Source organism: Candidatus Sodalis pierantonius str. SOPE, from assembly GCF_000517405.1.
GTDB lineage: Bacteria > Pseudomonadota > Gammaproteobacteria > Enterobacterales > Enterobacteriaceae > Sodalis_C > Sodalis_C pierantonii.
The window spans coordinates 3,240,039-3,252,288 of record NZ_CP006568.1; the positions used below are offsets into that span (position 1 = coordinate 3,240,039).

Below are 12,250 nucleotides of genomic sequence, written 5' to 3' on the forward strand. Positions count from 1 at the left end.
TAATTTAGCGACTGGCGAACGTATCACACTGCTTGATATCGCCGCTGTCGAATCCGCGTTTAAACCAGCTATAACGCTGCTGGGAGGTGCCATGGGTAAAACTGTCCGGCACGACTCTGCCTTGTCCGCGCTGCTGCAAACGGTCGTCGCCGATAGCCTGCGCGGCATTCAGCGCTTCCTGGGGATCTTGTTCATCCAGAATCTACCGCTGCTGCATGCTGTGGCCCCATACGCCGGCGAAACAGTCCGCCTGTAGCTCCAGCTTCACCGACAGCTGATTCGCGGTTTTTTCCGGCGCGCCCTGTTGAAGTTGTCGTACCTGACTTTCTATGCCGAGCAGTTTTTGGACGTGATGCCCCACTTCGTGAGCGACAACATAACCTTGGGCGAAATCGCCGCCGGCGCCGAGTTTATTTTTCATATCGTCATAAAACGATAAGTCGATATACACCGTACTGTCCGTCGGGCAATAGAACGGCCCCATCACCGACTGGCCGGTACGCGTCGCGTCGCGATACATCACCAGCTTCGGCGGTTGATAGGTCTTGCCCATCTGCTGGAAAATCTGCTGCCAGGTATCTTCGGTATAACCGCGGTAAACTTGGCCGCTTCATCGTCATTGGCGCTGACGCGCGTTTGCGAGGTCGCCGGCGAACTTGACTGGCCGCCGGTAAGCAGCGGCGTGAGATCAACGCCACAATAGCCCGCCACCACCACCACAATCAGCAGTACGATACCGCCCTTACCGCGAATCGGCAGCCTGAACCCGCCGCCGCCGAGACCGGATGACTGCCCGCGCCTGTCTTCCACATTATTGCTTTCGCGACCGCCTTGCCAACGCATCGTCATCCCCATTTAAACTATTTTCATAAAATAATGAGGATAGCATATAATCCCGGACAAACGGCAGGCCGCCGCGGCGCCAGGTAAACGATTGCGCGGTTAGTCCAACGACACGCCGATACGCTTGGCGACTTCCTCATATGCTTCGATGACGCCGCCCAGGCTCTGACGGAAGCGGTCTTTATCCATTTTATCCAGCGTGTTTTTGTCCCATAAACGGCTGCCGTCAGGGGAAAACTCATCCCCCAGCACAATTTCGCCGTTGAATAGGCCGAATTCCAGCTTGAAGTCCACCAGAATAAGCCCGGCATCGTCAAAAATTTTGCTCAGCACATCGTTGGCCTGATAGGTCAATTGCTTCATGCGCGCCAGGTGGTGTTCACTGACCCAGCCGAAGGTGGTGCAATAGGAGTCGTTTATCATCGGATCGTGCATGGCGTCGTTTTTCAAAAACAGATCAAACAGCGGCGGATTCAACACCAGCCCTTCTTCCACGTCCAAGCGCTTCACCAGCGAACCGGCGGCGCGGTTGCGCACCACGCATTCCACGGGCACCATCGCGAGTTTTTTCACCAGCACTTCATTATCGGAAAGCAGGCGCACGATCTGGGTCGGAATGCCGGCCTCGGCCAATTTGGTCATGATGAAATAATTGAACTTATTGTTGATCATGCCCTTGCGCTCGAATTGCTCGATACGTTGACCGTCCAGCGCTGACGTATCGTTGCGGAAGGTCAGGATCAGCAAATCCGGATCCTCGGTGGTATAGACCGTTTTCGCTTTGCCGCGATACAACTCAGCTAACTTTTGCATTTTTACATACTCCAGTGGCAGATGACGCTGTAATACAGGTAAAAAAGGGGGCCGAGGCCCCCTGTTGATTAACGGGTAGATGACTGGCTGAATGCCGCCTGGAACACCGCCACCAGCGCGTCGTTTTGCGACTGGGTCAGGGTATGTCCTTTCGGGTCGGTGAACTGCAGCGTGCTGCGGTTGCCGAGGTCGCCGACCTGCAGTTTATAGTCGCCGTTGCGCAAATCCGGATCTTTGGCGCCTAAATCGTCCCAGGTACCGCTGCCCGGGGCGTCATAGGTCACCGAGACGGTACCGAGCGGGCGGCTGCTGTCCTTGACCTTCATGCCGATACGCGAGAGCGCCGCCGGCAGATGGGTCCACACGGCATTGTATGGCGAGCGCACCACCAGCAGCGGCAGCCCGTTTTCGTCGGCGCCGCTTTGCACGCTCAGATCGGCGGTTTCGCCCTGAGCGATACGGTTGACGCGCTCGTCGTTAAGCTGTTGAAGCCCGCTCGCGACGCTGTTGAGCATCTCGACGGTATAGTGCTGCACCAGCGCGGGGTTGGTCACCGGCTTATCCTGCTGCCGCAGACCAAGAGAGGTCACCTGCAGCGAAGTCTGATAGCCCTGCGTCGCCAGGCTTATCTGGTAACGGCCGCAGTACTGTTCGTCTTCATCCGCGCGGCTCCAGAGGATCCAATCGGTATTCAAGCTCTGCTGCGCGTCCTGACGTGAGGCGATGGGATAGCCCTTGCTTTGCACTACCGCCGCTACCTGCGACCACAGATCGCGACTTTGCGCGCTGTTCTCCAGCTGGATAACGGCGCTGTTGCCGGAATATTGCGAGCGGGAACCGTTCAGCAACGCCAGCGGCTGCGCGGGGGGACGGATGTCCAGCCCTTTGCCCACGGCGCCGTTGCGCGTGACGGCGGAAATCTCATCGTCGCCGTTCTGCAGGGGCAGAATCATACCGGAAGGACTGGAAAGCGCGTGCATCGACGGTGCTTTCAGGTACTCTTCATTGCCGTTTACCTGACGTTTATAGCGCTGATCGCTGGTACAGGCCGCGAGCAGCACAATAAGCGTGACGCCTACCCCTTTCGCTACCCGCGACTTTTGCATTGAATAAGCCATTAAATCTCCCTAAGAGTTACAGCAAACCCGCATCCGTTAACGCCTGTCTCACCACGCGGCTGCCCGCCTCGGTCAGGGGCGTCATCGGCAGGCGCAGGGTATCGGTCGCCATTAATCCCAATGCTTTACAAGCCCATTTAACCGGTATGGGGCTGGGTTCAAAGAATAATTTCTGATGCAGCGGCATCAGGCGCTGATTCAGACGGCGCGCATCAGCGTAATTGCCGTCGGCCGCCAGCGCGCAAAGCTGCGCCATTTCCTTCGCGGCCACGTTCGCCGTCACGGAAATCACCCCTTTGCCGCCGAGTTGCATGAAGTCCAATGCGCTGGCGTCGCCGCCGCTTAGCAGCAGGAAATCGGCATTGACCAGCTCTTGGATCTGGCTAACGCGGCTTAAGTTCCCCGTCGCTTCCTTAATACCGATAATATTTTTGATTTCCGCCAGGCGGGCGACGGTCGGCGGCAGCATATCGCAGCCGGTGCGCGCCGGCACATTGTACAGGATCTGCGGCAAATCGCTGCTTTCGGCAATGGCTTTAAAGTGCTGGAACAACCCTTCCTGACTCGGACGGTTGTAGTAGGGCGTGACGCTGAGGCATCCCACGACGCCGCTGTCGTTGAAGCGGCGAGTCAGCGATACGGCCTCGGAGGTAGAGTTGGCACCGGTGCCCGCGATGACGGGAACGCGCCCGTCGCTGAGCTCAAGGGTCCACATCACCACATCGCCATGCTCTTCATGGCTCAGGGTAGACGTTTCGCCGGTCGTTCCCACGGCCACGATGGCTGCGGTGCCGCTGGCGACATGATAATCGATTAATTTTTTCAGACTGACCCGGTCGATGGCGCCCTTTTCGTCCATCGGAGTAACCAGTGCAACTATGCTTCCCGTAAACATTGACCATCCCTCCACAAACAGGTTATTCATGGTACTTTTGTCACCTATCCAAAAGCAAGCAAACATAGGCCCGGTAAGCCCTTGGCAGCAGGTTTTTTTTAGGGTTACCATGTAAATCACAACCCGCCGGACAGGAAGCGCCATTTTGCCACCGTTACAGCAACATTATCTGGTTATCACCGCACTGGGCACAGACCGGCCTGGCATTGTCAATACCATTACCCGCCACGTCAGCAGCTGCGGCTGCAATATTGAAGATAGCCGACTCGCCATGCTGGGCGAGGAATTTACCTTTATTATGCTGCTTTCCGGCGGGTGGAACGCCATCGCGCAAATTGAATCTACTCTGCCGCTGAAAGGGGCCGAGCTGGATTTATTGATTGTCATGAAGCGCACCAACGCCCAGGAGCAACCGGCGACGCCGACGACGATGTGGGTCACGGTGGAGGTGGATGACTCTCCCCACATCATTGAGCGCTATACCGATTTGTTTGATAGCCATCAGATGACCTTGGCGGAGCTGGCGTCGAAAACGCAGCCGGCGGGCCCGCAATCGCCGCCGCGGCTGACGCTCTCGATGACCGCGCACGGTCCGGCCGGGGGTCAGGTTCTGCTGATTGAACAGAGGTTTCATCAACTCTGTACAGAACTGCATGCGCAAGGCAGTATTAGAGTTATCAATCATCCACAGCATCAGAAAAGAGACGGAGTATTGCAATGACGCCACTGAAAGCCGGTGATATAGCACCACAATTTAGCCTGCCCGATCAGGACGGTGAACTCATCAGCCTTACCGACTTCCAGGGACAAAGAGTGTTGGTCTACTTTTATCCCAAAGCGATGACGCCAGGCTGTACCGTACAAGCGTGCAGGTTGCGCGATAACATGGACGACCTGAAAAAGGCCGGGGTGGAAGTCCTGGGCATCAGTACCGACAAACCCGAGAAGCTATCTCGCTTCGCCGAAAAAGAGCTGCTGAATTTCACCTTGCTCTCCGATGAAGACCATCAGGTCGCCGGCCAGTTCGGCGTCTGGGGCGAGAAGAGCTTTATGGGCAAAACCTATGATGGTATCCACCGCATCAGTTTCCTGGTGGGTGTCGATGGCGCCATCGAAAAAGTGTTCGACGATTTCAAAACCAGCAATCACCATGATATCGTGCTGGCCTATCTGAAAAGCGTCTGAACGCAGCCCGCGACGCAGGCCGGCGCGCCCTCACGACGGCGCGGGCGGCGACGTAGGATGACGGCCGGCCGCCGCCGGCAACATGGGTTAACTATGGTTACTCGGTTGAAAAAAAGCTTTATCGCGGTATTGCTGACCGCGTTCGTCGGCGCATTGCCGGCGCAGGCTGATGAGATCCAGGATAATCTACCGGATATGGGCACCACCGCCGGTAGCACTCTGAGCATCGGCGAAGAGATGCAAATGGGGGATTACTTCGTGCGCCAGCTGCGCGGCGGCGCCCCGATTATCAACGATCCGCTGTTAGATCAATACATCAATCATTTGGGCGGGACACTGGTGGCCCATGCCAACTCGGTGCGCACGCCCTTCCATTTTTTCCTGCTGCGCAGCAGCGAGCTTAACGCGTTCGCTTTTTTCGGCGGCAACGTAGTGCTGCATTCGGCGCTGTTTAACTATACCGACAATGAAAGCGAACTGGCGTCGGTCATGGCCCACGAACTGTCTCATGTGACCCAGCGTCATCTGGCGCACGCCATGGAAGATCAGCGACGCAACGCGCCATTGACCTGGGTCGGCGCGCTGGGCTCCATTCTATTGACCATGGCCAATCCCCAATTGGGTATGGCCGCGCTCTCCGGCACCATCGCCGGCGCCGCCCAGGGTAACATCAGCTTCACGCAGGCCAACGAGCAGGAAGCGGATCGCATTGGTTTGCAGGTGCTGCAACGCGCCGGCTTTGACCCGCAAGCGATGCCGGCCTTTTTGCAGAAGCTGGCGGACCAGAACCGCTACTCCACCGCACCGCCGGAGATGCTGCAAACCCACCCCTTGCCGCTGAGCCGGCTGGCGGATACCCGTAACCGCGCCAACCAGATGAAACACATCGCCATCGACTCATCGCAGGACTTTTACCTGGCGAAGGCGCGCGTGCTCGGGATGTTCGGGTCAAGTGACAACGTGTTGCGCAACGATGTGCTGGACGCCTGGCAGAAAGGCAACGCGCGCCGGCAGTTGGCCGCGCAGTACGGCCAGGCGATTTTGTTCTATCAGGCCAAAAAATACGACGACGCCAAACGTACGCTGCAACCTTTGTTAACCCGGCAACCGTCCAACATCTGGCTGGTGGATTTGATGACCGATATCGATCTGGCGCTAAAACAGACGGGACAGGCCATCAGCCGGCTTGAGGCGCTGGTGCGCGGCAATGAGCGCGATGCCAACCCGGTGCTGCTGCTCAACCTCGCCAACGCCTATGTCGAGGGGCATCGCTATAGCGACGACATACGGATCCTCAATCGCTACACCTTTTCCCACCCTGACGACACCAACGGCTGGGATCTGCTGGCCCAGGCATGCGCCGAGCAGGGTCTGGGGGATCAGGAGCTGGCGGCGCGCGCCGAACGGCTGGCGCTAACGGGGCAGTTGGATCAAGCGGTGCGGGCGTTAAGCGAGGCCAGTAGCCGGGTCAAATTGGGCAGCCTACAACAGGCGCGTTATGACGCGCGTATCGATCAGATTAGGCAGTTGCAGCTGCGCTTCGCACAGTATGAGAAAGGCGCGCGCCGCTAAACCGCGCCCTACTGCGGGACACGCGGGTGGCGCGCCACACTGGCGACCAAGATAAGCGGCGTTCAGGGTTAAATCGCGTTAAAGCCTTAGAGATTCAAGATGGCTTTGACGAACGGAATGGTCAGTTTGCGCTGCGCGCGGATGGACGCATGATCCAGCTGATCCAGCGTCGCCGACAGCGTGCGCATATCCCTTTCCAATCGTTTTAGCAAAAAGCGGCTGACGTCTTCCGGCAACTCAAATCCACGCAGCTTCGCCCGCAGTTGCAGGGCCGCGCCCTTCTCTTCGTCAGAGAGCGGCTGCAAACGATAAATCTGCCCCCAATCCAAACGGGAGGCCAGGTCAGGCAAGCTGAGATTTAATTGGCGCGGCGGGCAATTGCCGCTAATGATAAGCCGGGTGCGCCCGGTTTCCTGAATGCGGTTATAGAGATTGAAAATCGCTATTTCCCACGGCGGATCGCCGACGATACACTCGATATTATCGATGGTCACCAGCGCTAATTGCTCCATTCCTTCCAGCACCTCAGGAACGAACCAGGTGCGTTTGTCCAGCGGCACATAGCCTACCGCCTGGGTGCGCGTCGACAGCGCCGCGCAGGCGGCGTGCAACAAATGGCTGCGGCCGCCCCCCTCGCGTGACCAAAAATAGAGGTAACTGCCGTGTTCGCGGGACAGCATTTCCTGGAGCGCCGCCAGCAGCGCGCCATTTTCGCCGGGATAAAAGCTGGCGAAGGTCTCGTCATCGGGTAGATAGAGCGATAAAGAAAGCTGCGCCGGCGTGTTCAGATGTACCTCTTGCGTTCTGGCAAAGATCTTTGCCAGTTTACCATAACTTTACCGCGCCGCGCGGACGGCGCGGCCGTCAGGAGGACATGCCTTCATCGGGCTCCAGGATTTTCTCTTCGCCGCGCAGCAGCGTGATAACGCGGAATATCAGGCTAAGCGCGATACCGACCACCGTTGCCAACGCCATACCTTTCAACTCGACGGCGCCCAGATGGAATTTGGCGCCGCTGACGCCGATAATCAGGATAACCGAGGTCAGAATCAGGTTTTGCACTTTGTTATAATCGACCTTCGACTCGATTAGCACCCGGATGCCGGAGGCGGCGATGACGCCGTACAACAGCAGCGACACGCCGCCCATCACCGGTACCGGCACCGCCTGGATCGCCGCCGCGAGCTTGCCGACGCAAGAAAGCGCGATCGCCAGAATCGCCGCCCCGCCAATGACCCAGGTGCTGTAAACGCGGGTTATCGCCATGACGCCGATATTTTCACCGTAAGTGGTGTTCGGCGTCGACCCAAAAAAGCCCGACAGCAGGGTTGACGCGCCGTTGGCGAACAGCGAGCGGTGCAGGCCCGGATCGCGCAATAAGTCGCGCTGCACAATATTGGCGGTCACCATCAGGTGCCCCACATGTTCGGCTATCACCACCAGCGCCGCCGGCAGGATAGTCAGAATAGCCATCCATTCAAAGCGCGGATGGTAAAACGTCGGCAGCGCGAACCAGGGGGCGGCGGCCACCGGCGAAAAATCCACGATACCGAACGCGGCGGATAGCACATAGCCCACCAGCACCCCGATGAGAATGGGGATGATGGCCAAAAACCCGCGGAACAATACCGACCCCAGCACCGTGACGCCGAGGGTGGCCATGGATATGACCACGGTGGTGGCGTCCACCGGCACATCGGCGCTAGGCCGCAGACCCGCCATATTGGCCGCGACACCGGCCAGCTCCAGGCCGATGACCGCCACTATCGCCCCCATCGCGGCGGGAGGAAAAATGACGTTGATCCAACCGGTTCCTGCCTTCTTGACGATAAGGCCCACCAGGCAAAACAGTGCGCCGCAGGCGATAAAGCCCCCCAGCGCCAGCTCATAGCCGAGCGGCAACAGCAGCAGCACCGGCGAAATAAAGGCGATGCTGGAGCCGAGATAGGCGGGAATTTTGCCCTTGCAGATAAACAGGTACAACAAGGTGCCGATACCGTTAAAGAGCAGGACAGTCCCGGGATTGATTTTAAATAAAATCGGCACCAGCACCGTGGCGCCAAACATGGCGAACAGGTGCTGCAAACTCAGCGGGATGGTTTTCAGCAGCGGCGGGCGTTCCGACACCCCGATGGCGCGACGGGTCATGGCGACTTTCCTCAGATTCAGGGTCAAAAAAAATCGACTCATTGGCCGGTTTAGGATTATTTGGTACCAAAGATTTTATCGCCCGCGTCACCCAGGCCCGGCATGATATAGCCTTTTTCGTTGAGTCCCTTATCGATAGCCGCAGTGTAAAGCTCCACGTCGGAGTGTGCTTTTTCCAGCGCCGCAATGCCCTCGGGCGCCGCCACCAGCACCAACACTTTGATACAGCGGCAGCCGGCCTTCTTCAAGAGATCGATGGTGGCGATCATCGAGCCGCCGGTCGCCAGCATCGGATCCACCACCAGCGCCATGCGTTCGTCGATACTTGATACCAGCTTATGGAAATAAGGCACGGGCGTCAGCGTCGTTTCGTCACGGTAGACGCCGACTACGCTGATGCGCGCGCTGGGAAGATTTTCCAGTACGCCATCCATCATGCCGAGGCCGGCGCGGAGGATAGGTACGACGGTGATTTTCTTTCCTTTGATTTGATCAATTTCAACCGGTCCGCACCAGCCTTCGATGGTTACCGTTTCGGTTTCCATATCGGCGGTGGCGACATAGGTCAACAGGCTCCCCACCTCCGACGCCAATTCGCGAAAGCGTTTGGTACTGATATCGTGAGCGCGCATCAACCCCAGCTTGTGTTTGACCAGCGGGTGCTTAACCTCAACGATCTTCATGTTATCTCTCCCCCAGGCTACTGAACGGCCAAAAAAATCGCGAGATTATAACCCCTTTTTCGCGCCGCACCATACGTATTTGCCTGATCAGGATCAAGCCTTATATGGAATTTACTATAGTCAACAAAAACGTCGACGCGAATGCAACAGCTCTCGCAAACGATTGCCCACGCTGTTAGAATTGGCGGCGCCCCATTCCAAGCAACAGTTTATCTCCGTGGAGATCTTGCAGTGACCGACAAAACCTCTCCCAGTTACAAAGACGCAGGTGTGGATATCGATGCCGGCAACGCATTGGTAGACCGCATTAAAGGTGTTGTGAAACAGACCAAACGTCCGGAAGTGATGGGCGGGCTGGGCGGCTTCGGTGCGCTGTGTGCGGTGCCGCAGAAATACCGCGAGCCGATTCTGGTTTCAGGCACCGACGGCGTCGGGACCAAACTGCGTCTGGCCATGGATTTAAAACGCCACGATACCATCGGCATCGATTTGGTGGCAATGTGCGTTAACGACCTGGTGGTTCAGGGCGCTGAACCCTTGTTTTTCCTCGATTATTATGCCACCGGCAAGCTGGACGTCGATACCGCGGCCGCGGTGATAACCGGTATTGCCGAGGGTTGCCGGCAGTCCGGCTGCGCGCTGGTCGGCGGTGAAATGGCGGAAATGCCGGGCATGTATCACGGTGAGGATTATGACGTCGCCGGCTTTTGCGTCGGCGTTGTGGAAAAAGCGGATATTATCGACGGCAGCAAAGTTCAGGCCGGCGATACCCTGCTGGCGCTGGCCTCAAGCGGCCCCCATTCCAACGGTTACTCGCTGGTGCGCAAGATTTTGTCCTTCAGCCAGACCGACCCCGAACAGACGCGGGTAGAGGGCAAATCGCTAGCGGATCACTTGCTGGCGTCGACGCGCATTTACGTTAAAGCGCTGCTTTCCCTTATCGAGCAGACCGAGGTACATGCGATCGCACATTTGACCGGCGGCGGCTTCTGGGAGAATATTCCGCGCGTTCTGCCGGCCGGTACCCAGGCGGTGATCGATGAAAACAGCTGGCAGTGGCCGGCGGTATTCCGCTGGCTACAGCAGGCCGGCAACGTCAGCCGCCATGAAATGTACCGTACCTTTAACTGCGGCGTCGGCATGGTTATCGCCGTCCCCGCGGCCAGCGCCAATCAGGCGCTCGGTATACTCGCCGGTCTGGGTGAAACCGCCTGGGTACTCGGCGAAATTCAGCCCGCCGACGGCGAGCAACAGGTGATTATCCGCTAATGAAACGCCTGGTTGTGCTGATCTCGGGTGAAGGCAGTAACCTCCAGGCGCTTATCGAGGCCTGCCAGCAGGGCAAAATCGCGGCGCGCATCGCCGCGGTCATCAGCCATCGCGCCGACGCCTACGGGCTGACGCGCGTCGCGGCCGCGGATATCGAGGCGAAGTCGCTCAATCCGGCGGATTTCGCCGGCCGTGAAGCGTTTGATTTGGCGCTCAGCGCCCTTATCGACCGCTACCGGCCGGAGGCTATCGTGCTCGCCGGTTATATGCGCATTCTGTCGACCGCCTTTGTCGCCCGCTACGCCGGCCGGATGCTCAACGTGCATCCCTCGTTGCTGCCGCGCTATCCCGGCTTACATACCCATCGCCAGGCGCTGGCCAACGGCGATGCCGAACACGGCACTTCCGTGCATTTCGTCACCGACGAACTGGACGGCGGCCCGGTGGTGCTACAGGCGCGGGTGCCGGTTTTTGCGGGAGACGATGAACAGATACTGGCGCAACGGGTAAAAGCCCAGGAACATGCCATTTATCCATTGGTCGTCGGCTGGCTGCTGGCGGGTCGGCTAACGCTGCGAGATAACGTCGCCTGGCTGGACGGCGCGCCCCTGCCGGCCGCCGGTTACGCCGCGGATTAACCGCTGGCCGGTGGGCGCAAACTGACAATCAAGACGTTACTCCCCTGTGCCACCGATGCTGTTACCACTCGGATGATTGGCGACAATTGAGAGGGGGGCAGCGCCTCATACTGGCGGGAGAAAATATAACTCCCTCCTCCTCTGACGCTCTGCGCCTGCGGCGTGGGCTCAACGGGCGCCTTGTGAGAATAGGGTTCCTGAGCAATGCGCAGCAGCAGCCATAGCGGCGCCATCGCTGTTTTGCCCTCTAGTCGCTGCGCCGCGACCGTTAACGTAGCCGGCCGGTGATGTACTCCTCGGTTTTGCGCTGCGTCGGCGCGGTAAATAGCCGGTCGGTGGCGGCAAACTCCACCAGCGTTCCCTGATGGAAAAAGGCGGTATCGTCGGAAACGCGCGCCGCCTGTTGCATGTTATGCGTCACCAGCACCAAGGTAAAATGCGCCTTCAGTGATATCATTAGCTCTTCGATGGTCAGCGTGGAGATGGGATCCAGCGCCGACGTTGGCTCATCCAGCAACAATACTTCCGGCTCAATGGCGATCGCGTGGGCGATCACCAGCCGCTGCTGTTGTCCGGTGGACAACTTGAACGCGTTTTCCCGCAGGCGGTCTTTAACCTCATGCCACAGCGCCGCCGCACGCAGCGCCCGCTCCGCCGCTTCATCCAGCAGCCTGCGATCGCCGATGCCCAATAGCCGCAGGCCGTAGAGGACGTTGTCATAAATCGATTTGGGAAACGGATTGGGCCGCTGAAAGACCATGCCCACCCGCCGGCGCAGGGCCACCACTTCCTGTGCGTCCTCATAGATATCCTGCCCCAGTAAACGCACCGCGCCGCTGATGTGACAATCGTCGCTCAGATCGTTCATGCGGTTAAAACAGCGCAGCAGCGTGGATTTACCGCATCCGGAAGGGCCGATCAGCGCGGTAATCCGCCCTTTGGCCATGCGTAGCGATATATCGTCGAGGACCAGCCGATTGCCGTAGCGCACCCGAAGATGTTCGGTTTCCAGCGCCGCCGACGGCGTATCCTGTTCCAGCGCGGCGGCCGCACCGTTAAAGGGTAAAGGGGGGACTCGGGACATCA

General features: G+C 58.4%; 12 protein-coding genes and 1 pseudogene. 5 read left to right on the top strand and 8 right to left on the bottom strand.

Annotation, left to right across the window (positions count from 1 at the left end):
• Nucleotides 1-4: 4 nt before the first annotated feature.
• The 4 genes and pseudogenes from ypfJ to dapA all read right to left on the bottom strand — a co-directional run bounded on the left by ypfJ (nucleotide 5) and on the right by dapA (nucleotide 3,669).
• Nucleotides 5-843: pseudogene (ypfJ, locus tag SOPEG_RS16290) on the bottom strand (KPN_02809 family neutral zinc metallopeptidase).
• Nucleotides 844-942: 99 nt separating this feature from the next.
• Complete coding sequence (purC, locus tag SOPEG_RS16295; RefSeq protein WP_025246140.1) at nucleotides 943-1,656, bottom strand: phosphoribosylaminoimidazolesuccinocarboxamide synthase; 714 nt, start codon at nucleotides 1,654-1,656, stop codon at nucleotides 943-945.
• A 68-nt stretch (nucleotides 1,657-1,724) separates the two neighbouring features.
• Nucleotides 1,725-2,774: an outer membrane protein assembly factor BamC gene (gene bamC, locus SOPEG_RS16300; RefSeq protein WP_025246141.1), complete on the bottom strand. Its 1,050-nt coding sequence runs from the start codon at nucleotides 2,772-2,774 to the stop codon at nucleotides 1,725-1,727.
• A 16-nt stretch (nucleotides 2,775-2,790) separates the two neighbouring features.
• On the bottom strand, nucleotides 2,791-3,669 hold the full coding sequence (gene dapA, locus SOPEG_RS16305; RefSeq protein ID WP_025246142.1) for a 4-hydroxy-tetrahydrodipicolinate synthase: 879 nt from the start codon (nucleotides 3,667-3,669) through the stop codon (nucleotides 2,791-2,793).
• 145 nt (nucleotides 3,670-3,814) lie between these two features.
• On the opposite strand from dapA, the gene SOPEG_RS16310 reads away from it, so the two are divergent.
• From SOPEG_RS16310 to bepA, 3 genes are all read left to right on the top strand, one after another.
• The gene (locus tag SOPEG_RS16310) at nucleotides 3,815-4,390 is read left to right on the top strand and encodes a glycine cleavage system transcriptional repressor (RefSeq protein WP_025246143.1); all 576 of its coding nucleotides are present in this window, start codon (nucleotides 3,815-3,817) and stop codon (nucleotides 4,388-4,390) included.
• Nucleotides 4,387-4,854: a thioredoxin-dependent thiol peroxidase gene (gene bcp, locus SOPEG_RS16315; RefSeq protein ID WP_025246144.1), complete on the top strand. Its 468-nt coding sequence runs from the start codon at nucleotides 4,387-4,389 to the stop codon at nucleotides 4,852-4,854. Before SOPEG_RS16310 ends, bcp begins: the two co-directional genes overlap by 4 nt.
• 93 nt (nucleotides 4,855-4,947) lie before the next feature.
• Nucleotides 4,948-6,426: a beta-barrel assembly-enhancing protease gene (bepA, locus tag SOPEG_RS16320; protein WP_025246145.1), complete on the top strand. Its 1,479-nt coding sequence runs from the start codon at nucleotides 4,948-4,950 to the stop codon at nucleotides 6,424-6,426.
• Nucleotides 6,427-6,512: 86 nt separating this feature from the next.
• Here the strand turns inward: bepA and hda are convergent, their stop codons facing one another.
• The 3 genes from hda to upp form a co-directional block, all read right to left on the bottom strand.
• Entirely contained in the window at nucleotides 6,513-7,214 is a 702-nt protein-coding gene (gene hda / locus SOPEG_RS16325) for a DnaA inactivator Hda (RefSeq protein WP_025246146.1), read from the bottom strand.
• A gap of 76 nt (nucleotides 7,215-7,290) precedes the next feature.
• The gene (gene uraA / locus SOPEG_RS16330; RefSeq protein WP_025246147.1) at nucleotides 7,291-8,574 is read right to left on the bottom strand and encodes a uracil permease; all 1,284 of its coding nucleotides are present in this window, start codon (nucleotides 8,572-8,574) and stop codon (nucleotides 7,291-7,293) included.
• A 56-nt stretch (nucleotides 8,575-8,630) separates the two neighbouring features.
• Nucleotides 8,631-9,257, bottom strand: coding sequence for a uracil phosphoribosyltransferase (gene upp / locus SOPEG_RS16335; RefSeq protein WP_025246148.1), 627 nt, complete (start codon nucleotides 9,255-9,257; stop codon nucleotides 8,631-8,633).
• A gap of 231 nt (nucleotides 9,258-9,488) precedes the next feature.
• On the opposite strand from upp, the gene purM reads away from it, so the two are divergent.
• Nucleotides 9,489-10,526: a phosphoribosylformylglycinamidine cyclo-ligase gene (gene purM / locus SOPEG_RS16345; protein ID WP_025246149.1), complete on the top strand. Its 1,038-nt coding sequence runs from the start codon at nucleotides 9,489-9,491 to the stop codon at nucleotides 10,524-10,526.
• A complete protein-coding gene (gene purN / locus SOPEG_RS16350; protein ID WP_025246150.1) occupies nucleotides 10,526-11,164 on the top strand; it encodes a phosphoribosylglycinamide formyltransferase in 639 nt (212 codons plus the stop codon). The genes purM and purN overlap by 1 nt, the downstream gene beginning before the upstream one ends.
• A 268-nt stretch (nucleotides 11,165-11,432) precedes the next feature.
• On the opposite strand, the gene pstB is transcribed toward purN, so the two are convergent.
• On the bottom strand, nucleotides 11,433-12,248 hold the full coding sequence (gene pstB, locus SOPEG_RS16360; protein ID WP_051419826.1) for a phosphate ABC transporter ATP-binding protein PstB: 816 nt from the start codon (nucleotides 12,246-12,248) through the stop codon (nucleotides 11,433-11,435).
• Nucleotides 12,249-12,250: the final 2 nt, after the last annotated feature.